This is a genomic window from Janthinobacterium sp. NKUCC06_STL (assembly GCF_019345455.1).
Classification (GTDB): domain Bacteria; phylum Pseudomonadota; class Gammaproteobacteria; order Burkholderiales; family Burkholderiaceae_D; genus Janthinobacterium; species Janthinobacterium rivuli.
Genome location: NZ_JAHKQY010000001.1, coordinates 282,465 through 305,762, shown reverse-complemented (window position 1 = coordinate 305,762; position 23,298 = coordinate 282,465). Strand labels below are relative to the sequence as shown.

The window sequence follows — 23,298 nt, the reverse complement described above, 5'->3', positions numbered from 1 at the left end:
TGGGGTCAGACCCGACGGGGGAATGCTTCCCAACGGGAAGCATTCCGATTCCGAAGGAACTGACCCCATTTTCACAGCTAACGATCAATAGCTACCGATAAAATCTTTCTTGCCGACTTCAATGCCATTGTGGCGCAGGATGTCGTACGCCGTCGTCGCGTGGAAGAAGAAGTGCGGCAGCGCGTAGTGGAACAGATAGGTCTGGCCCGTGAAGTGCTTGGTCTTTTCGCCGCTGCCGGTGGTGATGGCGCGCGTTTCGCTGCCGTCGATGTCCGCTTGCGGCAGGCTTTCCAGGAAGGCGATGGTTTTCACGATGCGCGCTTTCAGTTCTGCAAAGCTCTGTTCGCTGTCTTCATACGGTGGCACGGCCACGCCGGCCAGGCGCGCGCCGCAGCCCTTGGCGAAGTCGGTGGCGATCTGGATCTGGCGCACGAACGGCAGCATGTCCGGGAACAAACGGAATTGCAGCAGGGCGTTCGGGTCGATTTTCTTGTCTTGCGCGTGCATTTCCGCCTTGTCCAGGATGGCGGCCAGGCTGCCCAGGATCTGTTTGAAGACGGGGATCGAAGCGGAGTAGATGGAGAAGGTCATGGTGGTTCCTCTAGGTAAAGTGGCGCGATGATAGCAAGCCGAGCGTTTTTCTGCTGGCGCCGGCCGGGCGCGCCGGCCCGCGTGTGGTTTTTCCATCCTGTTTATATGACACGAGGACACCGCTGGCGTGTGTTTATTGGTGACTTTCCCCGCTTTTTGCATGCATAATTGCTCCTCATAAAGTTTCTTCCCGCCTGACCACCCGATTCCCCTGTAAAGTCAATGATCGCCCGCCTGATCCCTGTTGCCCTGTTGCCGCATGTTTAATTCACCTTACCAGCGCCTGCGCGCCAGCCTGCGCGTGCTGTACGGCTCGTCGATCTATGGCGCCTTGCTGCTGGTGGTATTTGGCGGCCTCGTCGTGCCCGCCATCTTCGGCAGCTATGTGCTGGTCGGCGTGCATGAGCGCCAGTCTGCGCGCACCAGCCTGAACGAAGCCTTGCAGCGCAATGCCGACATCCTGGCGCTGGGCATGCAGGAGTCGCTGTGGAACATGAATGCGGAATCGGCCCACTCGCTGGTCGAGTCAGTGATGCGCGACCGCTCCGTGCTGCTGGTGAAAGTGCTGGGGCAGGGCGACACGGAATTCATCAGCCTGCAAGCGCCGCAGCGGCCCGTGGGCAATCTGTACCGCGCCGAACGCGACATCCTCGTGCGCGGCGAACGCATCGGCCACGTCGTCGTCGAGATGGACGATGCGCGCAGCCAGCAGGAGCTGCGCGAAAAGCAGATGTCGTATATTTTCGTGCTGGGCGCGCAACTGGCCGTGTCGATGGCGCTGATCGTGCTGTTCCTGAACCGCCGCCTGCTCAAACCGCTGCGCCGCCTGACGCGTTTTTCCGACCGCCTGTCGCACGGCGATTTCGACACGCCCCTGACCTCGCACAGCAATGACGAGCTGGGTCGCCTGACGGCCCAGCTCGAGCAAATGCGCGCGGCCATCGGCCAGCTGTTCGAGGACGTGGGCCAGCGCGAAGAGCGCTTCCGCACCATCGTCACGCAGGTGCCGGGCGCCGTCTTCCGTTACCGGCCCGACGGCCCCATCGATTTCGTCAGCGACGCCATCGAAGACATTTCCGGCTATTCGGCACGCCAGTTCATGCGCGGCACCACGCATGCCTGGGAAGACCTGATCTGCCCGGAAGACCGCCGCGCGCACCGCCGTGCCGTCGGCCAGGCGGTGGCCGAGGTACGGCCGTATGCGCTGGAATACCGCATCTTCGACGCCTTCGGCATCGAGCGCTGGGTGGCCGAGAATGGCCAGCCGCAGGCGGGCGAGCAGGGCGTCACCTGGGTCGACGGCATCATCGCCGACATCAGCCAGCGCAAGCACCACGAGATGCGCATCGAAGCGCTGCTGACGGAGCAGAGCGCGATTCTCGACAACGTGATGTTCGGCGTGATGTTCGTGCGCCACCGCCGCATCATTTCCGTCAACCGCCGCTGCGAGGAACTGTTCGGCTACGACCATGCCGAGATGACGGGCAATTCGACGGCCATCGTGTTTACCAGTTCGTATGACTTCGAGGAGGCGGGCGAGCGCCAGTATCCGGCGCTGGCCATGGGCGGCGATTTCAGCGAGGAGCGCCAGTACCAGCGCCGCGACGGCAGCCTGTTCTGGGCGCTGGTCAGCGGCTGCGCGCTCGATCCGCTGCGCCCCAATGAAGGCAGCATCTGGGTGTATGCCGACATCACGGCGCGCAAGGAAGCCGAGGAAAAACTGCGTTTGTCGGCCACCGTGCTCGAACATATCGCCGACGGCGTGATGGTGGTCGATGCCGGCGGCATCATCGTCACCGTCAACCCCGCCTTCACGCAAATCACCGGCTATGCCGAGGCCGAAGCGGTGGGCCAGCACTCGTCGCTGACACGCTCGGCGCGCCATGACTCGGCATTCTACGAGGCCATGTGGAACGAGCTGAAAACCAGCGGTTTCTGGCGCGGCGAAATCTGGCACCAGCGCAAGAATGGCGAACTGTACCTGGAATGGCTGACCATCAGCGCCGTGCGCGACGCGCGCGCCGGCACCACGCATTACGTGGGCGTGTTCAGCGATATCACGCTGATCAAGGAGTCGCAGGAAAAGCTCGACCACATGGCCCACCACGATCCGCTGACGGCGCTGCCGAACCGGCTGCTGTTCCACGACCGCCTGCAGCACGCGCTGCTGCGCGCCGCGCGCGACCAGGAGCAGCTGGCCGTGCTGTTCATCGACCTGGACCGCTTCAAGAACGTCAACGACACCCTGGGCCACCATGTGGGCGACGAATTGCTGCAAAAGGTGGCCGGCCAGCTGGCGGCCCGCCTGCGCGAAGGAGATACGCTGGCGCGTCTGGGCGGCGACGAGTTCATCGTCCTGCTCGAACGCGTCGACGGCGAGTATGGCGCCACGCAGGTGGCGGAAAAGCTGATGACCATGTTCGACCAGCCGTTCACGGTGGCCGATCACGAACTGTTCGTCACCTGCAGCGTGGGCATCAGCCTGTATCCGGATGATGCGCTGGACTTGAACATGTTGATCCGCAATGCCGACGTGGCCATGTACCAGGCCAAGGCGCGCGGGCGCAACGGCTACCGCTTCTATGCGCCGTCGATGACGGGCGAAGGCGTCGAGCGCCTGCGCCTGGAAACCTTTTTGCGCCGCTCGCTGGAAAAGAACGAAATGTTCCTCAATTACCAGCCGCAGGTGGAAATCGACACGGGCCGGCTGGTCGGCGTCGAGGCGCTGGTGCGCTGGAACCACCCGGAACTGGGCCTGGTGCCGCCGGCGCGCTTCATTCCGCTGGCCGAGGACAGCGGTTTCATCAACCAGCTGGGCAAATGGGTGCTCGACGAGGCGTGCCGCCAGATGATGCGCTGGCAGGCGCAGGGCTTGCACGTGCCGAAGATGGCCGTGAATTTATCGGTGAAGCAGTTCGAGCGTGGCAGCATCGCCGGCATGGTGGCCGACATTCTGAAAGAAACGGGGCTGGAACCCCAGCGGCTGCAACTGGAAGTGACGGAGTCCGTCATCATGAACACGGGCGACGCGCTCGGTTTCATCAACGACTTGCACGCCATCGGCGTGGGCCTGGCCATCGACGATTTCGGCACCGGCTATTCCTCGCTCGCGTATCTGAAACAGCTGCCTGTGCAAACCCTGAAGATCGACCGCTCCTTCATCAAGGATATCTCGACCGACGTCAATGATGAAGCGATTGCGATTGCCATCATTCAGTTGGGCAAGAGCATGCAATTGTCCGTGATCGCCGAAGGCGTGGAGACGGAAGAGCAGGCCGCTTTCCTGCTGCGCCATGGCTGCAAGCTGGCGCAAGGTTATTTTTATAGCCGTCCGGTGCTGGCACAGGATATGCTGGAGCGCTGGATCGATCACTAACGAATAAAGGGTATCCCATGGCCGCAGAAAAAAACACGTCGCGTCGCCGTTTCCTGCTCGGCGGCCTGGGCCTCGGCGTGGCCGGCGTGGGCGCCCTGGTGCTGGGCTGGGGCGTGCTGCCGCCGCGCCAGCGCCTGCACGGCAGCGCGCCGCTGCCGGTGGCCGATGGGGCCGTGGCGCTCAATGGCTGGCTGGCCGTTCAAACCGACGGCAGCGTCATTCTCGCCATGCCGCGCAGCGAGATGGGGCAGGGCGTGCACACGGCCTTGCCGATGCTGGTGGCCGAGGAACTCGACGTGCCGCTGGCCAGCGTCAAGCTGATTCAGGCGCCCATGGATAAAATCTTCGGCAATGTGGCCATGCTCCAGGATGGCTTGCCTTTCCACCCGGACGACCACGGACGCGTCAAAGCGCTGGCCCAGTGGACGGTGGCCAAGGCGGCGCGCGAACTGGGCGTGATCGTCACGGGCGGTTCGTCAAGCGTGAAGGATGGCTGGGGTCCCATGCGCGAGGCGGGAGCGTCGGCCCGCGCCATGCTGGTGGGGGCCGCTGCCGCGTTGTGGCAGGTGCCGGCCGCGCAATGCCGCACGGAAAATGGCGAAGTGGTTCACCCGGACGGCCGGCGCGCCAGCTACGCCAGCCTGGCGCAGCGCGCCGCCGGCATAGCCCCAGGTACGCCCGTGCTGAAGTCGCCCAAGGATTTCAAACTGATCGGCCAGCCGGCGCCGCGCCGCGACACGCCATCGAAAGTCAATGGCAGCGCGCGTTTCGGCATCGATGCGCGTCCGCCCGGGATGCTGTACGCGGCCCTGCATCTGCCGCCGCGCCTGGGCGATGCCCTGTCCGCCTTCGACGCGGCGCCCGTGCTGGCCATGCCCGGCGTGAAAAAGGTGCTGGACCTGACGCCGCAGCTGGCCCAGCGCAGCGTCTCGTGCGCCGCCGTGGTGGCCGACACCTGGTGGCGCGCCAAGCAGGCGGCGGCCGCCTTGCCGACGCAGTGGAAGGCTGGCCCGCAGGCGAATTTGTCCAGCGCTGGCGTGTATGCGGAGTTTGCCCGCCTGCTCGATAGTGAAGCCGGTTATGCCTACCACGCCAGCGGCGAAGTGGAAGGTAAAGCCGTGCAGGGCATGCGCCAGGTCAGCGCCGAGTACCGCGCGCCGTTCCTCGCGCACGCCGCCATGGAACCCGTCAACTGCACCGCGCAGGTGAAAAATGGCAAGGTGATGCTGTGGGTCTCGACGCAGGCGCCCGGCATCGCCGTCGATGTGGCGGCGAAAGTGGCCGGCGTCGACGCGAAGGACGTCAGCATCGAGGTGCTGCTGCTCGGTGGTGGTTTCGGCCGCCGCCTGGAAGTGGACATGATCGCGCAAGCCGTCGCCATCGCGCTGCAGTGCGGTGGCGCGCCGGTGCAGCTGGTGTGGACGCGGGAACAGGATACTAGGCACGATATGTACCGTCCCGCCGCGCTGGCCCGCTTCGCGGCCCGCCTCGACGAGCATGGCCGCATCGCTTCCTGGGACAATAAATCCGTCAGCGGCTCCATCACGCACCAGTTTTTGCAGCGCAATTTCGGCTTGCCTGGGGCGGGGCCAGACAAGACCACGGCCGAAGGCGAATTCGACATGCCGTATGAAATCGCCAACCAGCGCATCGCCCACGTGATCGCCGACAGCCCCGTGCCGATCGGCTACTGGCGCTCGGTGGGCCACTCGCACAACGCGTTCTTCAAGGAAAGCTTTATCGATGAACTGGCGCACGCGGCGGGACAGGACGGCATTGCCTTCCGCCGCGCCATGCTGGTGAAGCATCCGCGCCACCTGGCCGTGCTCGACGCGGCAGTTGCCAAAGCAGGCACTCCGCCGCCCGGCCATGCGCATGGCGTGGCCTTGCACCAGTCGTTCGGCAGCATCGTTGCGCAAGTGGCGCAGGTGTCGGTGGAAAACGGCGAAATCCGCGTGCAGCGCGTGGTGTGCGCCATCGATTGCGGCATCGCCGTCAATCCGAACATCATCGCCCAGCAGATGGAATCGGCCGTGCTGTTCGGCCTGTCGGCGGCGCTGGGCGGCGAGATATCCTTCAAGGAGGGGAAAGTCGAGCAGGGCAATTTCCACGACTATCCCGTGCTGCGCATGGGGCAAACGCCCGAGGTGGAAACCATCATCATCGCCAGCGCCGAACATCCGGAAGGCGTGGGCGAACCGGGTACGCCGCCAATTGCGCCGGCCGTGGCCAACGCCGTGTTCAGTTTGACGGGGAAAAGGCTGCGCAGCCTGCCGCTGCGCCTGAGTTGATTTACATCAAGCCAGGGTGGCGGCCAGTAAATGACGCAGATTGCAGTCGCGCTGCCAGTCGCGCCGTTCCTGCGTGCTGCTGGCCAGCGCCGCCAGTTCGTCCCCGCTGAGCGCTTGCTGCGCCTGCACCATGCGGTGCGCCAGGCCGCCGTCGGGCAGCACGGTGCCGAAGAAGGCCACGTTGTCCTCGTGCTGGATCAGCAGGGTGGGGAAGTTGTCGATGTCGAGGTCGCCCACCACGTCGGCCTGGTCTTCGATATCGATCCAGACGAAGACGGTGTCCGGGTGGCGCGCGGCCAGTTCCTCGAACGTGGCGCGGTAGCTGCCGCAAGTGCCGCACCACAGCGCGCACAGGCAGGCCACCGTCCAGCGCGTGCCGGCCAGGGCTGTGGCGACGTCGGCGCGGTTGTCGGTCGTGAGGGTCAGACTGTGCATGGTCGTATCTATATAGTAGGGCGGATGGGCGCCGGGCGCCCGATGCGCGTATTCTACCGCGCCCGGCGACGCCAGTCCTGGTAATGCATGAGCTTGTTTAGCCGGGTTTTTTGATGCAATCGACCTTTCTGGTGGATAATGCTGGTAATTGCGCGCTGATTACGCTGGTCCATGCTGTTTCCTGGCCCCGCAGCCTGACCCCTCCAGTCTGTTTTCATGCCCTGCCCGGTGTCAGCGCTCCCGCCTTTATTTATTTTTATTATGGAATTAGCCAGCTTATGTTGAGTTACCGCCACGCCTTTCACGCGGGTAATCACGCCGATGTGTTGAAACATTATGTGCAGATTCAGTTGTTGCAATATCTGAATCAAAAAGATACCGCCTATAGTTATATCGATACCCACTCCGGCGCGGGCGTGTATGCGCTCGACGGCGGTTATGCCTCGAAAAACGCCGAGTACGAAACGGGCATCGCGCCCCTGTGGGACCGCACGGACCTGCCGGCCTCGCTGGCCGAGTACATGAAGCTGATCAAGGAAATGAATCCGAGCGGCAAGATGCGCTACTACCCGGGTTCGCCGTACTGCGCCGACAAGGTCAGCCGCGAGCAAGACCGTCTGCGCCTGTTCGAGCTGCATCCAGCCGATGCAAAGATTCTGGCCGACAACTTCCGCAAGGTCGAGGCGCATGCGCTGGCCCAGGGCGAGCGTCCTACCGTGCGCGGCAAGCGCGTGCTCATCACCAAGGCCGACGGCTTCCAGAGCCTGAAAGCCCTGCTGCCGCCGCCATCGCGCCGCGCGCTGGTGCTGATCGACCCGCCGTATGAAGACAAGATGGATTACCGCAAGGTCAAGGACACCCTGGCCGACGCTCTCGTGCGCTTCCCCTCGGGCATGTATGCCGTCTGGTACCCGGTGCTGCAGCGCATGGAATCGCGCCAGTTCGCCGACAAGCTCAAGCAGCTGCCCAGCTCGGACTGGCTGCACGTAACCCTGACGGTCAACACCCCGTCGCCGGACGGTTTCGGCTTGCACAGCAGCGGCATGTTCATCTTGAACCCGCCGTACACCCTGGAGCCGATGTTGCGCGAAGTCATGCCGTACCTGGTCAAAGTGTTGGGCCGCGACGATGGCGCGAAGTTTGTATTGGAAACGGGCAAGGGCGGACAGAAAAATACGGGCACAAGAAGAGTGTAGTCATACTCGGCTTGGTAGCGCCGCAATAAAAAACGCCACGATCATTCGATCGTGGCGTTTTTTTTATGGACGGGAGATTACTGTCCCAGCAACAGGAACACGGTCGGTTTCTTGTGGAAGTCAGGCGCCTTGCCGGTGGCCAATTGTTTCTTCCACTGACCACCATTCCACGTCTGCACGCTTTCCGTGTCCAGGCTCAGGTCGGTGGCGACGCAGATCAGGGTCGACGGCGCGCATTGCGCCACGAGCGCTTCGAGCATGGCGGCGTTGCGGTACGGCGTTTCGATGAACAACTGGGTCTGCTTTTCATTGCGCGAGCGGCTTTCCAGTTCCTTGATGCGCTTGGCGCGCAGGGCGGCGTCCGTGGGCAGGTAGCCGTTGAAGGCAAAGCTCTGGCCATTCAAGCCGCTGGCCATCACGGCCAGCAGGATCGACGACGGCCCCACCAGCGGGCGCACTTTAATGCCGTGCTGATGCGCCAGGCGCACCAGATCGGCGCCGGGGTCGGCCACGGCGGGCACGCCCGCTTCCGATACGAGGCCCGCATCGCGCCCAGCCAGCAGAGGCGCCAGCAAGCCGGCCAGCGCTTGCGCCGGAGTATTCACGTTCAGTTCGGAAATCGTGATTTCCTGCAGCGGCTTGGCCAGCGGATGCTGGTTAGCGATCAATTTCAAAAAGGCGCGCGCCGTCTTGGCGTTTTCCGCAACGAAATAATCGAGCTGCGACGTGATCTGCCGTACTTGCTCTGGAATGATGTGGGCCAGCGGGTCGGCCGGGCTGTCAGAGAGGCCGAGGTGGTTGGGAATCAGGTACAGGGTGCCGGTCATATTCTTCTTGTCGGTAATTAAATGGTGAAAAACGTCACGCCCGCCTTGCGCAGCATGCCGGTCAGGGCGATCAGCGGCAAGCCGGTGAGGGCGGTCGGGTCGGTGCTGTCGATACGTTCAAGCAGGGCGATGCCCAGGCCTTCGTTCTTGGCGCTGCCGGCGCAGTCGTACGGTTGCTCGATGCGCAGGTAGGCGTCCAGCTCGGCATCGGGCAAGTCGCGCACGGTGACGAGGGTCTGGACGTCTTCCACTTGCGCCACAGGCAACGCCTGGCGGCCGTCGAGCAGGCACAGTGCCGTGTGGAACACGGTCTGGCGCCCGCGCATGGTTTGCAGCTGCAGCAAGGCGTTGGCATGGTTGCCGGGCTTGCCGATCTGTGCGCCGTCGAGGGTGGCGACCTGGTCGGAGCCGATGACGAGGCTGCCAGGGTAGCGGTCGAGCACGGCTTGTGCCTTGGCCTGGGCCAAGCGCAGGGCCGTGGCGCTGGGGCTTTCACCGGGCAGGGGGCTTTCGTCGAGATCGGGCACGGCCACCTCGAAAGGCAGGCGCAGGCGTTCCAGCAATTCCTTGCGGTAGGTCGAACTTGATGCAAGAATCAAGCGCAATGGGGCGGAAGTTGGTATCATTCGGTAGTGGATGGCGGCCGGCATGGCCGCGCTGGTCGATGTCAGTGGAATTTCACGTGGTTCCAGGGCGCAGAGCCCACAACGAGGCTCCATGCGGCATGACGGTGTTGATGAAGTTGTCATGTTGATGGCAATGATTGCGTCAAAAAAGATGCTTAGCCTTTGACTCCGTGCTAAAAACCCTGTTATTATCGCAGGTTTTCCGGGGAAATTTTCTACCAATGAATGCTTTTGTGATCGACGCCTTTGATTTTTGTCGTATCAGCGGGAGCCGCGAGGGTGTAACTCCTGTCGCTGAAATGACCCGGTTGACCAAGGATTGTGCAGATAGTTCCGGCGAGATCGCCTGGAAGATCGTCGGCGGCACCAGCAAGCTGGGCTACCCACAACTGACCTTGTCGGTCAACGGCACCGTTCAGCTGGTTTGCCAGCGCTGCCTGACTCCGTATGCTTACGCAATTGATTCGACGACCACTCTGATGCTGGGCAAGGATGACGAGCACGCGGACGAGATCGAAGAAATCATCAACGATGAATCGATCGACGTGATCGTCGGCAGCCGCAGCATGGATGCCGCGGCCCTGATCGAAGATGAAGCCTTGCTGGCCCTGCCGCAGGTACCCAAACACGACGTCTGCCCCGATACGGCGCAGCTCGATGCTCTCAAGACTGAAAAGAAGTCGCCGTTTGCGGCACTGAAAGACTTGAAGCCAGAATAAAGTAGTAAAGGGGTTTTCCCCATCAAGGAACGTGTCAAACGCGTGTAGTAATCGAGTATGGCAAGTGTAGTGAAATGTAATTGTAATAAACGATGTCGGTCCGGGCTATTTTCGGGTAGTCTTTGCCGCTGGGATACTCGATTCGCATGTATTTGCCAATCGATTGTGCTAAAATTTTAGAACTTATGTATTAGGAGTCATCATGGCAGTTCAACAGAACAAGAAAACCCCTTCCAAGCGCGGCATGCACCGTTCGCACGACTTCCTGGTCGCGCCGCAATTGAGCGTCGAGCCAGTTACCGGCGAAACACACATGCGTCACCATATCAGCCCTAACGGCTTCTATCGTGGCCGTAAAGTGTTGAAGACCAAAAACGACGAGTAATCGACGTTTTTGTTGGGTAAGATGAAAGCGGTGTTGCGTGGTTATTCGGCGTGGCGCCGCTTCTTCTTTTTTATCGGCTGCAATTCATCTTGCGCACCCGTCATTTTGAATCAAGCTTGCTCAGGCGGTGCATGACATGCTGCGCCCTGCATATGCTCCAGTCCGATTCACATCTTGCCGCACGCCCGCAGCGGTATTGAATCAACACAAATGACAATCAAAATTTCTATCGACTGCATGGGCGGAGATCACGGTCCCTCAGTCACTATCCCCGCAGCAATTTCCTTCGTAAAACATGAGCCTGAAGCCGAACTGATCCTTGTTGGATTGGAAGACGTGATCCGTGCCGAACTGAAAAAACATAAAGCCGACACGCATCCGCGCCTGTCGGTATTGCATGCCTCCGAACAAGTTACCATGGACGATCCCCTGGAAGTGGCTCTGCGCCGCAAGAAGGATTCCTCCATGCGCGTGGCCATCGAACAGGTCAAGAGCGGCGTGGCGCAAGCCTCCGTTTCCGCCGGCAATACGGCAGCCCTGATGGCCGTGTCGCGCTACGTACTGAAAACCATGTCCGGCGTCGACCGCCCGGCCATCTGCAGCATCTTGCCGAATCAAAAGAACGGCCCGACCTACATGCTGGACCTGGGCGCGAACGTCGATTGCGAACCGCATCACTTGCACCAGTTCGCCATCATGGGTTCCGTGCTCGTGTCCGCCATGGAAGGTATCGAACGCCCGACGATCGGCTTGCTGAACGTGGGCACGGAAGATATCAAGGGCAATGAAGTGGTGAAACTCACCTCGAAGCTGCTGCAGGCCGACCACGAGCGTGGTGCGCTGAACTTCTACGGCAACGTGGAAGGCAATGATATCTTCAAGGGCACGACCGATATCGTCGTCTGTGACGGTTTTGTCGGCAATGTGACCCTGAAAGCCATCGAAGGCCTGGCGCGCTTCATGAAAGACGTGCTCACTTCCGAATTCAAGCGCAATCCGATTACCATGCTGGGCGCACTGATCGCCCGCGGGGCCCTGAAAGCCATCGGCAACCGCCTGAATCCATCGCGTTACAACGGCGCCAGCCTGCTGGGCTTGCGTGGTCTCGTTTTCAAGAGCCATGGCAGCGCCGATGCCTATTCGTTCGAATGGGCCTTGCGCCGCGCCTTTGATGCGGCAAAAAATGACGTGCAAGCGCACCTGGCCAGCCTGATCGCCGAGCTGATGCCGCGCACGCCAGTACCGGACGAACCTACATCAACAAGCTCTACCATTTAGTGGACGGGTATTTGCATGACTGTTTTTAGCAAAACTTACAGCAAAATTATCGGTACCGGCAGCTACTTGCCGGAGAAGCGCGTCACCAACCAGGATTTGACCGAACAGCTCGCCGCCAAGGGCATCGAGACCTCGGATGAATGGATTGTGTCGCGCAGCGGCATTTCGGCGCGCCATTACGCGGCGCCGTCGCAAAACTCCTCGGACCTGGGCGTGGAAGCGGCCAAAAAGGCCCTGGAAATGGCTGGCCTGAGCGGCAACGACCTGGACCTGATCATCGTTGCCAGCTCGACCCCCGATTTCTTCGGCAGCTTCCCCAGCACCGCCTGCATCGTGCAAAACAAGCTGGGCATCACGAACAACTGCGCCGCCGTCGACGTGCAAGCCGTCTGCAGCGGTTTCGTGTATGCGGTGGCCACGGCCGACAGCTTCATCCAGTCGGGCATGCATAAAAACGTGCTGGTGATCGGCGCCGAAGTGTTTTCGCGCATTCTCAATTTCGACGACCGCGGCACTTGCGTGCTGTTCGGCGACGGCGCCGGCGCCATCGTCATGACGGCGTCAAAAGAGCCGGGCATCCTGGCCACCAAGCTGCACGCGGATGGCCGCCACTCGAACATCCTCAGCGTTCCCGGCAGCCTGGCTGGCGGCGCGCTGGACGGCAGCGCCTTCCTCTACATGGATGGCCCAGCCGTGTTCAAGCTGGCCGTGTCCGTGCTGGAGAAAGTTGCGCACGAAGCCCTGGAGCACGCCAACATGACGTCGGACCAGATCGACTGGCTGATCCCGCACCAGGCGAACATTCGCATCATGAACAGTACGGCCAAGAAACTCGGCTTGCCTTTGGCAAAGATGGTGGTCACCGTCGACCAGCATGGCAACACCTCGGCCGCCTCGATCCCGCTGGCGCTCGACATCGCCGTGCGCGATGGCCGCGTCAAGAAGGGCGACAACGTCATGATGGAAGGCGTGGGCGGCGGCTTTACCTGGGGCGCTGTGCTGGCAAAGATGTGATGGCCGAAGGCTGATTTCGGGGTCCGACCGTCGGGTCGTACCCCAGCAGTTGCATTTGGTTCTCTGAATAAATAGTAAAAAAACGGAGTTGACATGACACAATTTGCATTTGTTTTCCCAGGCCAAGGCTCGCAAGCGATTGCGATGCTCGACGGTTTCGCCGGCAACCCTGTGGTTGCGCAGACCGTCGCCGAAGCGTCGAACGCCCTGCAATTCGACCTGGGCAAGCTGATCGCCGAAGGTCCGAAGGAAGAGCTGGATCTGACCACCAACACGCAACCGGTGATGCTGACGGCGGCCGTGGCCTTTTATCGCGCCTGGCTGGCGGCTGGCGGCCCCGTGCCGACGGTCGTGGCCGGTCACAGTCTCGGTGAATATTCGGCGCTGGTCGCCGCTGGCGTCATCTCGTTCAAGGACGCCGTGCCGCTCGTGCGTTTCCGCGCGCAAGCGATGCAGGAAGCCGTGCCCGTGGGGCAGGGCACGATGGCTGTCGTGCTGGGCCTGTCGGACGACGACGTGCGCGCCGCCTGTGCGGAAGCGGCGGCGGAAAATCCGGCCCTGGTGGTCGAGCCCGTCAATTTCAATGCGCCAGCGCAAGTCGTCATCGCTGGCCATACGGCGGCCGTCGAGCGCGCCTGCGAACTGGCCAAGGCCAAGGGAGCCAAGCGCGCCATGAAGCTGCCCGTCTCCGCGCCATTCCACTCGTCGCTGCTGAAGCCGGCATCGGACCGCTTGCGCGAGTATATGGCCGGCTTGACGTTCTCGGCGCCGCAAATCGCCCTGATCAACAACGTCGACGTGGCCATCGTCAACGACGTGGCCGGCATCAAGGATGCGCTCGTGCGCCAGGCGGCCAGCCCCGTGCGCTGGGTCGAAACCATGCAAAAAGTGGCGGCCGACGGCATCACGCAAGTGATCGAATGCGGTCCGGGCAAGGTCCTGATGGGCCTGGCCAAGCGCATCGATCCGGTACTGGTGGGCGACGCTATCGTCGACCAGGCATCGCTGGAACGCATTTTGACGCAGCTCAAGTAAACAGCAGACGGCAGTGTAGCTGTGGCTGCCGTCAGCCATCTTTAAGGATACTCATGAATTTAGCAAATCAAGTCGTGCTGGTCACGGGCGCTTCGCGCGGCATCGGCCGCGCCATCGCCACCGAACTGGGCAAGCAGGGTGCCACCGTGGTTGGCACCGCCACCTCGGAAAGCGGCGCGCAAGCGATCACCGATTACCTGGCCGCCGAAGGCGTGGCGGGCAAGGGGCTGGTACTGAACGTGACCGATGCGGCGCGCTGCGCGGCCGTCGTCGACGAAGTGCAGAAAACCTACGGCAGCCTGTCGATCCTGGTCAACAATGCGGGCATCACGCAAGACCAGCTGGCCATGCGCATGAAGGATGAAGAGTGGGACAGCGTTATCTCGACGAACCTGTCGGCCGTCGGCCGTTTGTCGCGGGCGGTACTGCGCGGCATGATGAAAGCCAAAACTGGGCGTATCATTAATATCACGTCGGTGGTGGCGTCGTCGGGCAATCCGGGGCAAATGAATTACGCGGCGGCCAAGGCTGGCGTGGAAGGCATGAGCCGCGCCCTGGCGCGCGAAATCGGCAGCCGCAACATTACCGTGAACTGCATCGCGCCGGGCTTCATCGATACCGACATGACCAAGGCCCTGAGCGAAGAGCAGCACGCGGCACTGTTGACGCAAATTCCCCTGTCCCGCCTGGGCAAACCGGAAGACGTGGCGGCGGCGGTGGCCTTTCTGGCTTCGCCGCAAGCGGCATATATCACGGGCACGACCCTGCACGTGAACGGTGGAATGTACATGAATTGATGTGAAAGCTAGACAGGGCGGGCGTTTGTGGCATGATTCAACGGCCGTTTTTGTCTATAATCGCATCTTTTAGCAGCAGCTTCGGTCGAATTAGCAGCAGACACCGAAATTAGTATTCGGACGCGCAAACCTGATAAAATGCGCGCACTTTCCGTAACACACACTTTGGAGCCATAACATGTCGGATATCGAACAACGCGTTAAGAAAATCGTCGCTGAGCAACTGGGCGTTGCAGAAGCAGACATCAAAATCGAATCCTCCTTCGTCGACGATCTCGGCGCCGATTCCCTGGACACCGTGGAACTGGTCATGGCCCTGGAAGACGAATTCGAAATGGAAATTCCTGACGAACAAGCTGAAAAAATCACCACCGTGCAACAGGCGATCGACTACGCCACCGCACACGTCAAGGCCTAAGCCTGTCTGACCGACTTCAGGAGAATCGCTTGAGCCGTTCTAAAAACCGTCGTGTTGTTGTCACCGGCCTGGGCTGCGTTTCACCTGTCGGCAATACTATTGCCGAGGCGTGGGGCGCAATCGTTGAAGGTAAATCCGGCATTGCCACGATTACCAAGTTTGATGCACAGCCATTCACCACGCATTTTGCCGGTGAAGTCAAAGGTTTCAATATCGAAGAGTACATCTCCGGTAAGGAAGCCCGCCATATGGATACCTTTATCCATTACGGCATGGCTGCGGGCATCCAGGCGATCCAGGACTCCGGTCTGGAAGTCACCGAAGAAAACGCCGAGCGCATCGGCGTGATCATCGGTTCCGGTATCGGTGGCTTGCCGCTGATCGAAGACACCAAGTCCGAGTACGAAAAGCGCGGTCCGCGCCGTATCTCGCCATTTTTCGTGCCTGCCTCGATCATTAACATGATCTCTGGCAACCTTTCGATCAAATATGGTCTGAAGGGCCCGAACCTGGCGATCGTTACGGCGTGTACCACCGGTCTGCACAGCATCGGTGCCGCAGCGCGCATGATCGAGTACGGCGATGCCGACGTCATGATCGCCGGCGGTGCTGAATCGACCGTGTCGCCACTGGGCCTGGGCGGTTTCGCTTCGGCGCGTGCCTTGTCGACCCGCAACGACGATCCGGCAACGGCATCGCGTCCGTGGGATACCGACCGCGACGGCTTCGTGCTGGGCGAGGGTGCTGGCGTCATGGTGCTGGAAGAGTACGAGCACGCGGTGGCCCGTGGTGCCAAGATCTATGCCGAAGTGCATGGTTTCGGGATGAGCGCAGATGCTTATCACATGACCTCGCCGCTGGAAGATGGTAGCGGCGGCAGCAAATCGGTGATCGCGGCCCTCGACAACGCAGGCTTGAACCCGGATCAGATTCAATACCTGAACGCGCACGGCACGTCCACCCCGCAAGGCGACGTGGCGGAAGTGATGGGCATCAAGCGCACCTTCGGTGATCACGCCAAGCATATTGTCGTCAACTCGACCAAGTCGATGACGGGCCATTTGCTGGGCGGCGCGGGCGGTCTGGAAGCGGTATTTACGGTCCTGGCATTGCACCATCAGGTGTCGCCACCGACCATCAATATCTTCAACCAGGATCCGGCGTGCGATCTCGATTTCTGTGCCAACACGGCGCGTGATATGAAGATCGACTATGCAGTGAAGAATTCGTTCGGCTTCGGCGGAACGAATGGCACGCTGATTTTCGGTAAAGCGAAATAAGCAGGAACTTTCAAGCGCTCGCTACGGTCAAATCGTAGTGAGCGCTGATTCGGCGCCAACGTTCGTTGGCGCCTGAATTTGCCCGGCATGGTGCCGGCGCGCCTTTTTTTTCCCATGAAGTATGTCGATCGCGGTAGCGGCTGTCATTCGCACGCCTGTCTGCTTGCGCCTGTTGCAAGCGGTGCTAGGGCTGTGCGCCTTGCTGGCTGCCTGGCCCTTGAGTGGTGTCTGGCACAGTCTGCCCGTGCCCGGCCAACTGGTGGGCGGCTATGCGCTGGGCTTGTTTGCAGCCTTGCTGAGTGCGGCTGGCGGCGTGTTTTTGCTGGCCTTGCTGCGCTGGCGCAGAAAGCCGCAGGCGCTTGATATTTCGCCGGTTGGCCAGTTGCGGCTGGCGGTATATCTGGAGCATGGCGATGTGCCTGGAAGCGGTGTTGCCGGGGTGGCGGAGCCGGCTGAGGCTGCGCCGGGGCTGCGCCTGTTGCCGGGCTCGACCTTGTGGCCGTCGCTGCTGGTGCTGTGCCTGGCGGATGCCGCCGGGCGGCGCACTAATGTGCTGGTGCAGCGCGGCGGCAGTTGCGCCGCCTTCCGCCCGCTGGCCGTGGCTTGCCGGGCTATCGCGGCGCGGAACAGGGAAGAATAAAAGTGGGGCGAACACTGAACTTCTTGCAGCGGGCCAACTCTATATCCATACAGGCGCCCACGCTGCATGACTACAGGGACATTGGGCGTGAGGACAGAGCGCGAGTATGATCAGTTACTGGTCGAGCGGGTGCAGGCTGGCGACAAACGGGCATTCGATGTGCTGGTATCGAAATATCAGCGCCGCTTGATGCGTCTTGTGTCGCGGCTGGTGCATGACCCGGCGGAGGCCGAAGATGTGGTGCAGGAAACCTTTATCAAGGCATACCGGGCGCTGCGCCATTTTCGCGGCGAGGCCGCCTTTTATACCTGGCTGTATCGCATCGGCATCAATACGGCCAAGAATTATCTCGTCACGCAGGGGCGGCGTGCCGCCACATCCAGCGATGCCGACGCCGAACAGGCGGAGTCCTTCGATGATGGCAATAAATTGCGAGACAACAATACGCCCGAATCGGTGCTGGCCAGCAAGCAGATCGCGGCCACCGTCAATGCGGCAATGGATGTGCTGCCCATCGAGTTGCGCACGGCCATCGTGCTGCGCGAAATCGAGGGCCTGAGCTATGAAGAGATATCGGAAATCATGGCGTGCCCCATCGGCACCGTGCGCAGCAGGATTTTTCGCGCGCGCGAAGTGATCGCGGAGAAATTGAAACCGTTGTTGGACATGCCGATTGACAAGCGCTGGTAATCTGGGGAGTATGAGGCTGGCATGGCTGCGTCCGGTTTCCGCACCGATCTTTTTGAAATGGCAGGATCCATCATGGATACGCACACACGATTGCACGAGACTATTTCCGCCCTGGCCGATGGCGAGTTGGCGGCGAGCGAACTCGAACTGGCTTTTGCCGCCCTCGATACGCCATCGGGGCGGCAGGCCTGGGACGCCTATCGCCATATCGGTGACGTGCTGCGCTCGGAGCAGTACGGCCATGCACTGAGCGCCCACTTCGATGCGCGCCTGGCCAGCCGTCTGGCCGCGGAGCCGTCGCCTGAGGGGCTGGCTGCCCATGCTGAGCCGCTACCACCGCTGCCTGCTGCCATCGTGCCGGGCGCGGCCGAACCGCTGGAGGCAGGGCCGCTGGCGCAGCGCTAAGTAACCCCCAATAAATTATTATGATTTCTGACTTCCATAACCGGCGCTCTGCGGCGTTGCCCGCTGCTAGCAGTGCTCGCACTGCGTCGCAACGGGCGCCTTGCATAGCATCCGGTTCTGTTCGTCATAAATTCACAATAATTTCCTGAGGATTACTTAGCTGTCGCGTTTTCCATCTTATGCCTGGCTTAACGTTCCCGTCGCCCCCTTGACACTGGCCTTCGGTACGATTGACACTGTGCGCAGGCAATATCTTGCTTTTGCGATATATTGTTGCTGCCATGCGCGTTGTCAGGTGGGTTTGCCCCTGGATTGCCGTCATGATGGCCAATCATGCGCGCAGGCAATCGCCTGATTCGCGTTTTGATCCGTTTATATATTCGAAAAGATCCTTTCCATGAAAAAAACCATGTGTGCCGCCAGCAAGTCGTTTTCAGTGAAGACGCTTTCCGCCTTATTGTTCGGTACGGCTGGCGTCTTCCTTGCTCCCACCATGCTGGGCCTGGCGCCACAGGCGCAGGCCGCCGTGCCCGCCATAAAACTGCCTGATTTCTCGGACCTGGTCGACGCCGTCGGCCCGGCCGTGGTGAATATCCGCACCACCGAGCGCTTGAAGATGGGCGCCGCCGGGGCTGGCGCGGGCGGCCAGGATGAGCAGGAAATGCAGGAATTCCTGCGCCGCTTCTTTGGCGGCGCCATGCCGACGCCGCGCCAGCAGGCGCCACGCGGCGGCCGCCGCGCCGTACCGCAGGAGCAGGAAGTGCAGCGCGGCGTCGGTTCCGGCTTCATCATTTCGGCCGATGGCTACGTGCTGAGCAATGCCCACGTGGTCGACGGCGCCGACGAGGTGTACGTGACCTTGACGGACAAGCGCGAATTCAAGGCCAAGGTGATCGGCTTTGACGCCCGCACCGACGTGGCCCTGCTGAAAATCGAGGGTGCCAACTTGCCGCGTCTGACCATCGGCGACTCGGACAAGATCCGCGTGGGCGAATGGGTCATCGCCATCGGCTCGCCGTTCAACCTGGAAAACACGGTGACGGCCGGCATCATTTCCGCCAAGTCGCGCGACACGGGCGACTACTTGCCGCTGATCCAGAGCGATGTGGCCGTCAATCCTGGCAACTCCGGTGGTCCCTTGATCAATATGCGCGGCGAGGTGATCGGCATCAATTCGCAGATCGCCACCTTGTCCGGCGCCTACAATGGCATTTCGTTTGCCGTGCCCATCGATGAAGCCATGCGCGTGGGCGAGCAGCTGAAAAAGACGGGCAAGGTCGTGCGCGGACGCATCGGCGTGCAGATCGGCGAAGTGAGCAAGGACGTGGCGGAATCGCTGGGCTTGCCGAACGCCAAGGGCGCGCAAGTATCGATGGTGGAGCCGGGCGGCCCGGCCGACAAGGCGGGCATCAAGCCAGGCGACATCATCCTGAAATTCAACGGCGCCCAGATCGAGCGTTCATCCGACCTGCCGCGCCTGGTTGGCGGCGCCGCCGTCAACGGCAAATCCACGATCACCGTCTGGCGCAAGGGTGCGCAGCAGGATGTTCCCGTCACCGTCGTCGAGCTCGAAAGCGAGAAAACGGCGAAAAAGGGCGCCAAGGCGCCGGAAACGCAAGCCGTCAATGCGCTGGGGCTGAAGGTCAGCGACGTGCCGGCCGCCAAGAAGCTGGAATTGAAGATCGACGCGGGCGTGCTGGTCGACGATGCCGATGGCGTGGCGGCCCAGGCCGGCCTGCAGCCTGGCGACGTGATCTTGCAGTTGAACAATGTTGCCGTGAAAGACGCCAAGCAGTTCAACGCCCTGGTCGCCAAGCTCGATCCGAAGAAGACGTCGGCCGTACTGGTGCGCCGTGGCGACGTGGCGCAATTCGTTTCGCTGCGTCCGTCGGCCAAGTAAGTCTCTGATTCACCTGCATCCCGGCTCCAGTCGGGATGCCTTTTCCTTTTCTTCATGCACTTCACCCTCTATTCCCGCAGTTATTGCCACCTTTGCCAGGACATGCTCGACGCCTTGCTCCTGCTGCAGCCGCCCGGAAAACCGTTCACGGTGGACGTGATCGACATCGATGCGTCGCCCGACGCCTCGCTGCTGGCCCGTTTCGATGAGCTGGTGCCGGTGCTGTTTGGCGATCTGGCGCAGCCCGAGCTGTGCCATTATTTCCTCGATGAGGCGGCCGTGCGGCGCTGCCTGGCGTAGCTTGAATGGCAATATTGACACTGCATTGCACCATTCTGGTGCCGAAAACCGCCGAAAATCTCGGCTTGCCCCCGTGCCGGCCTCATAAGACGGGCTTTCTACTCTGAAATCCGGTAAAATGGGGAGGTCGAAAAAGCTACTGTCCGAGGCAGCAGCTTCTGTCGCTTCAAAAGCGCTCGCCTGGGCATGCAGATGTCCTGCCCGGAGCGCTTTTTTTCATCATGAGTGGGGCGCCCGGTTTTGGCCCTGTTTGGCCCGAGCATGATCCCCATGATTCCTGTTAAAGCAGTGTCGTCAACTTCGCACTTATATTAGTTAATGAACAACATACGCAACTTCTCCATCATCGCCCATATTGACCACGGTAAATCGACCCTGGCTGACCGCATCATTCAATTGTGCGGCGGCTTGTCCGACCGCGAGATGGAGGCGCAGGTGCTCGATTCGATGGATCTGGAGCGCGAGCGCGGCATTACCATCAAGGCGCAAACGGCGGCCTTGCACTACAAGGCGCGCGATGGCCAGATCTACAACCTGAACCTGATCGATACGCCAGGCCACGTCGACTTCAGCTATGAAGTGTCGCGCTCGCTGTCGGCGTGCGAAGGCGCGCTGCTGGTCGTTGACGCGTCGCAAGGCGTGGAAGCGCAAACAGTGGCCAACTGCTACACGGCGCTGGACCTGGGCGTGGAAGTGGTGCCCGTCCTGAACAAGATCGACTTGCCGAACGCGGACCCGCCGAACGCCATTGCCGAGATCGAAGACGTGATCGGCATCGACGCGGCCGACGCCGTGCATTGCTCGGCCAAGACGGGCTTCGGCGTGCTGGACGTGCTCGAACAACTGATCGTCAAGGTACCGCCACCGAAGGGCGACCCGGACGCGCCGCTGCAGGCGCTGATCGTCGACTCCTGGTATGACGCCTATGTGGGCGTGGTCATGCTGGTGCGCGTGGTCAACGGCACCCTGAAACCGAAAGACAAGATCCGCCTGATGGCCACCGATTCGGTGCAGCTGGTGGAAGACATCGGCGTGTTTTCGCCACGTTCGCAATCCTTGCCGCAATTGTCGGCAGGCCAGGTGGGTTTCATCATCGCCGGCATCAAGGAATTGAAAGCGGCGAAAGTGGGCGACACTGTCACCCTGGTCAGCCGTCCTGCCGCCGCGCCATTGCCTGGCTTCAAGGAAGTGCAGCCGCAAGTGTTCGCCGGCCTGTTCCCTGTGGAAGCGAACCAGTACGACGCGCTGCGCGACTCGCTGGAAAAGCTGAAACTGAACGACGCGGCCCTGATGTACGAGCCGGAAGTGTCGCAGGCGCTGGGCTTCGGCTTCCGCTGCGGTTTCCTGGGTTTGCTGCACATGGAAATCGTGCAGGAGCGCCTCGAGCGCGAATTCGATATGGATCTGATCACGACGGCGCCGACCGTGGTGTACGAAGTGATCCAGCGCGACGGCACCATGATCAACGTCGACAATCCATCGAAGATGCCCGATCCGTCGCGCATCGAGGAAGTGCGCGAGCCTATCGTCACGGTCAATCTGTACATGCCGCAGGAATACGTCGGCTCCGTGATTACCTTGTGTATCGGCAAGCGCGGCATCCAGATGGACATGAGCTACCACGGCCGCCAGGTCAAGCTCGTGTATGAAATGCCGATGGCCGAGATCGTGCTGGACTTCTTCGACCGATTGAAATCGACGTCGCGCGGCTATGCCTCGATGGATTACGAGTTCAAGGAATACCGCGCGGCCGACGTGGTCAAGGTCGACATGCTGATCAACAGCGAAAAAGTCGATGCGCTGGCCATCATCGTCCACCGTTCGAACAGCCAGTACCGTGGCCGCCAGGTGGCCGCCAAGATGCGCGAACTGATCCCGCGCCAGATGTTCGACGTGGCGATTCAGGCGACCATCGGCGCCAACATCATTTCGCGCGAGAACGTGAAAGCCTTGCGCAAGAACGTGCTGGCCAAGTGCTATGGCGGCGACATCAGCCGCAAGAAAAAATTGCTGGAAAAACAAAAAGCGGGTAAGAAGCGCATGAAGCAAGTGGGTTCCGTGGAGATTCCGCAAGAGGCATTCCTGGCAATTTTACAAGTGGATGGTTAATCAATGAGCCTGCAAGTGATTTTAGGAAATTTCGCTTTAATCCTGTTCGTGCTGATGGTGTTGACGGGCCTGGTCTGGTGCCTGGATGTGTTTTATCTGTCCAAGCAGCGCCGCAAGGCGGCCGACCGCGCCCTGGCTGAATTCGATGCGCGCCAGTCCAAGCTGGCCGCCGAGGGCATCAAGTCCGATGCGGGCGGCAGCCGCGCCAGCATCGAGGCGGCCCTGTTGCGCCAGCCGACCTGGGTCGAGTATTCGGGCAGTTTCTTCCCCGTCATCGCTCTCGTGTTCTGCCTGCGCTCGTTCCTGTACGAGCCGTTCAAGATCCCGTCGAGCTCGATGGTGCCGACCTTGCTGGTTGGCGATCTGATCCTGGTGAACAAGTTTACCTATGGCATTCGTCTGCCTATCGTCAACAAGCGCATCATTGAAGTCAATGATCCGCAGCGCGGCGACGTGATGGTGTTCAAGTACCCGAAAGATATGTCGCAAGACTATATCAAGCGCGTGATCGGTGTGCCCGGTGATAAAATCACCTATGAAAACAAGCGCTTGACGGTCAACGGCAAGGAAGTGGCGTACACGCCGCTGGACGACTACCTGGACGATGAAAGCACGGTCTACCACAAGCAGCTGGAAGAAAACCTGACGGGCGTGAGCCACCGCATCCTTAACGACGAGCCTGCTCCTACGTTGAACTTGCGCGAAGTAAAGGATTTCCCGCACAAGGAGGCGTGCAACTACAACGAAGACGGTTTTACGTGTGTAGTGCCACAAGGCAATTACTTCATGATGGGCGACAACCGCGACAATAGTGCGGACAGCCGCTACTGGGGCTTCGTGCCGAACGAGAATATCGTCGGCAAGGCTTTCCTGGTGTGGATGAACTTCAGCAATCCGAAAAGAGTGGGTGGCATACACTAAGCCGCCCGCATGGCTGCCGCGCCAATTCCCCGCGCGGCGGCCAGCCGAATTACTCAGATGACACA

23 protein-coding genes are annotated in these 23,298 nt (G+C 61.0%); 18 read left to right on the top strand and 5 right to left on the bottom strand.

Annotated features, from left to right (window positions below; genetic code table 11):
- Positions 1 to 84: 84 nt before the first annotated feature.
- A complete protein-coding gene (locus tag KO539_RS01430) occupies positions 85 to 591 on the bottom strand; it encodes a DUF1993 family protein (protein WP_219306999.1) in 507 nt (168 codons plus the stop codon).
- 259 nt (positions 592 to 850) lie between these two features.
- On the opposite strand from KO539_RS01430, the gene KO539_RS01425 reads away from it, so the two are divergent.
- Together KO539_RS01425 and KO539_RS01420 are read left to right on the top strand one after the other, a co-directional pair.
- Positions 851 to 3,967 (top strand): EAL domain-containing protein, encoded by a 3,117-nt coding sequence (locus KO539_RS01425; RefSeq protein WP_219306998.1) that lies wholly within the window; start codon positions 851 to 853, stop codon positions 3,965 to 3,967.
- Positions 3,968 to 3,984: 17 nt separating this feature from the next.
- Positions 3,985 to 6,258 carry a xanthine dehydrogenase family protein molybdopterin-binding subunit gene (locus KO539_RS01420; protein ID WP_219306997.1) on the top strand — a complete coding sequence of 758 codons (2,274 nt, stop codon included), beginning with the start codon at positions 3,985 to 3,987 and terminating at the stop codon, positions 6,256 to 6,258.
- A 6-nt stretch (positions 6,259 to 6,264) separates the two neighbouring features.
- Here the strand turns inward: KO539_RS01420 and KO539_RS01415 are convergent, their stop codons facing one another.
- Both KO539_RS01415 and KO539_RS01410 read right to left on the bottom strand, forming a co-directional pair.
- A complete protein-coding gene (locus KO539_RS01415; protein WP_219306996.1) occupies positions 6,265 to 6,693 on the bottom strand; it encodes a thioredoxin family protein in 429 nt (142 codons plus the stop codon).
- Positions 6,694 to 6,746: 53 nt separating this feature from the next.
- A complete protein-coding gene (locus KO539_RS01410; protein WP_219308710.1) occupies positions 6,747 to 7,052 on the bottom strand; it encodes a hypothetical protein in 306 nt (101 codons plus the stop codon).
- Here KO539_RS01410 and KO539_RS01405 point away from each other — a divergent pair.
- Positions 6,972 to 7,889, top strand: coding sequence for a 23S rRNA (adenine(2030)-N(6))-methyltransferase RlmJ (locus tag KO539_RS01405; RefSeq protein ID WP_034749665.1), 918 nt, complete (start codon positions 6,972 to 6,974; stop codon positions 7,887 to 7,889). The genes KO539_RS01410 and KO539_RS01405 overlap by 81 nt on opposite strands.
- Positions 7,890 to 7,966: 77 nt before the next feature.
- Here KO539_RS01405 and KO539_RS01400 read toward each other — a convergent pair whose 3' ends face one another.
- Both KO539_RS01400 and KO539_RS01395 read right to left on the bottom strand, forming a co-directional pair.
- Positions 7,967 to 8,716 carry an SAM-dependent methyltransferase gene (locus tag KO539_RS01400; protein ID WP_219306995.1) on the bottom strand — a complete coding sequence of 250 codons (750 nt, stop codon included), beginning with the start codon at positions 8,714 to 8,716 and terminating at the stop codon, positions 7,967 to 7,969.
- A gap of 17 nt (positions 8,717 to 8,733) precedes the next feature.
- Positions 8,734 to 9,342 carry a Maf-like protein gene (locus KO539_RS01395; RefSeq protein ID WP_219306994.1) on the bottom strand — a complete coding sequence of 203 codons (609 nt, stop codon included), beginning with the start codon at positions 9,340 to 9,342 and terminating at the stop codon, positions 8,734 to 8,736.
- Positions 9,343 to 9,563: 221 nt separating this feature from the next.
- On the opposite strand from KO539_RS01395, the gene KO539_RS01390 reads away from it, so the two are divergent.
- The 15 genes from KO539_RS01390 (at position 9,564) to lepB (ending at position 23,233) form a co-directional block, all read left to right on the top strand.
- Positions 9,564 to 10,061, top strand: coding sequence for a DUF177 domain-containing protein (locus KO539_RS01390; protein WP_034779242.1), 498 nt, complete (start codon positions 9,564 to 9,566; stop codon positions 10,059 to 10,061).
- Positions 10,062 to 10,263: 202 nt separating this feature from the next.
- The gene (rpmF, locus tag KO539_RS01385) at positions 10,264 to 10,446 is read left to right on the top strand and encodes a 50S ribosomal protein L32 (protein ID WP_034749653.1); all 183 of its coding nucleotides are present in this window, start codon (positions 10,264 to 10,266) and stop codon (positions 10,444 to 10,446) included.
- Between the two features lie 210 nt (positions 10,447 to 10,656).
- Entirely contained in the window at positions 10,657 to 11,724 is a 1,068-nt protein-coding gene (plsX, locus tag KO539_RS01380) for a phosphate acyltransferase PlsX (protein WP_035820253.1), read from the top strand.
- Between the two features lie 15 nt (positions 11,725 to 11,739).
- Positions 11,740 to 12,738: a beta-ketoacyl-ACP synthase III gene (locus KO539_RS01375; protein WP_219306993.1), complete on the top strand. Its 999-nt coding sequence runs from the start codon at positions 11,740 to 11,742 to the stop codon at positions 12,736 to 12,738.
- Positions 12,739 to 12,831: 93 nt separating this feature from the next.
- A complete protein-coding gene (gene fabD, locus KO539_RS01370) occupies positions 12,832 to 13,773 on the top strand; it encodes an ACP S-malonyltransferase (protein WP_219306992.1) in 942 nt (313 codons plus the stop codon).
- Between the two features lie 53 nt (positions 13,774 to 13,826).
- Positions 13,827 to 14,570, top strand: coding sequence for a 3-oxoacyl-ACP reductase FabG (gene fabG / locus KO539_RS01365; protein WP_035820245.1), 744 nt, complete (start codon positions 13,827 to 13,829; stop codon positions 14,568 to 14,570).
- 178 nt (positions 14,571 to 14,748) lie between these two features.
- Positions 14,749 to 14,988: an acyl carrier protein gene (gene acpP, locus KO539_RS01360; RefSeq protein ID WP_008449912.1), complete on the top strand. Its 240-nt coding sequence runs from the start codon at positions 14,749 to 14,751 to the stop codon at positions 14,986 to 14,988.
- Positions 14,989 to 15,017: 29 nt separating this feature from the next.
- On the top strand, positions 15,018 to 16,268 hold the full coding sequence (gene fabF, locus KO539_RS01355) for a beta-ketoacyl-ACP synthase II (protein WP_219306991.1): 1,251 nt from the start codon (positions 15,018 to 15,020) through the stop codon (positions 16,266 to 16,268).
- A gap of 121 nt (positions 16,269 to 16,389) precedes the next feature.
- Positions 16,390 to 16,908, top strand: a complete 519-nt coding sequence (locus KO539_RS01350) for a hypothetical protein (protein WP_219306990.1) — start codon at positions 16,390 to 16,392, stop codon at positions 16,906 to 16,908.
- A 66-nt stretch (positions 16,909 to 16,974) separates the two neighbouring features.
- Positions 16,975 to 17,598: an RNA polymerase sigma factor RpoE gene (rpoE, locus tag KO539_RS01345; protein WP_035820241.1), complete on the top strand. Its 624-nt coding sequence runs from the start codon at positions 16,975 to 16,977 to the stop codon at positions 17,596 to 17,598.
- A 72-nt stretch (positions 17,599 to 17,670) separates the two neighbouring features.
- Positions 17,671 to 18,003, top strand: coding sequence for a sigma-E factor negative regulatory protein (locus KO539_RS01340; protein WP_219306989.1), 333 nt, complete (start codon positions 17,671 to 17,673; stop codon positions 18,001 to 18,003).
- A 397-nt stretch (positions 18,004 to 18,400) separates the two neighbouring features.
- A complete protein-coding gene (locus KO539_RS01335; RefSeq protein ID WP_219306988.1) occupies positions 18,401 to 19,903 on the top strand; it encodes a DegQ family serine endoprotease in 1,503 nt (500 codons plus the stop codon).
- Positions 19,904 to 19,957: 54 nt separating this feature from the next.
- Positions 19,958 to 20,203, top strand: coding sequence for a glutaredoxin family protein (locus KO539_RS01330; protein WP_070302033.1), 246 nt, complete (start codon positions 19,958 to 19,960; stop codon positions 20,201 to 20,203).
- 318 nt (positions 20,204 to 20,521) lie between these two features.
- Positions 20,522 to 22,312, top strand: a complete 1,791-nt coding sequence (gene lepA, locus KO539_RS01325; protein ID WP_101481965.1) for a translation elongation factor 4 — start codon at positions 20,522 to 20,524, stop codon at positions 22,310 to 22,312.
- A gap of 3 nt (positions 22,313 to 22,315) precedes the next feature.
- Positions 22,316 to 23,233 carry a signal peptidase I gene (lepB, locus tag KO539_RS01320; protein WP_219306987.1) on the top strand — a complete coding sequence of 306 codons (918 nt, stop codon included), beginning with the start codon at positions 22,316 to 22,318 and terminating at the stop codon, positions 23,231 to 23,233.
- Positions 23,234 to 23,298: the final 65 nt, after the last annotated feature.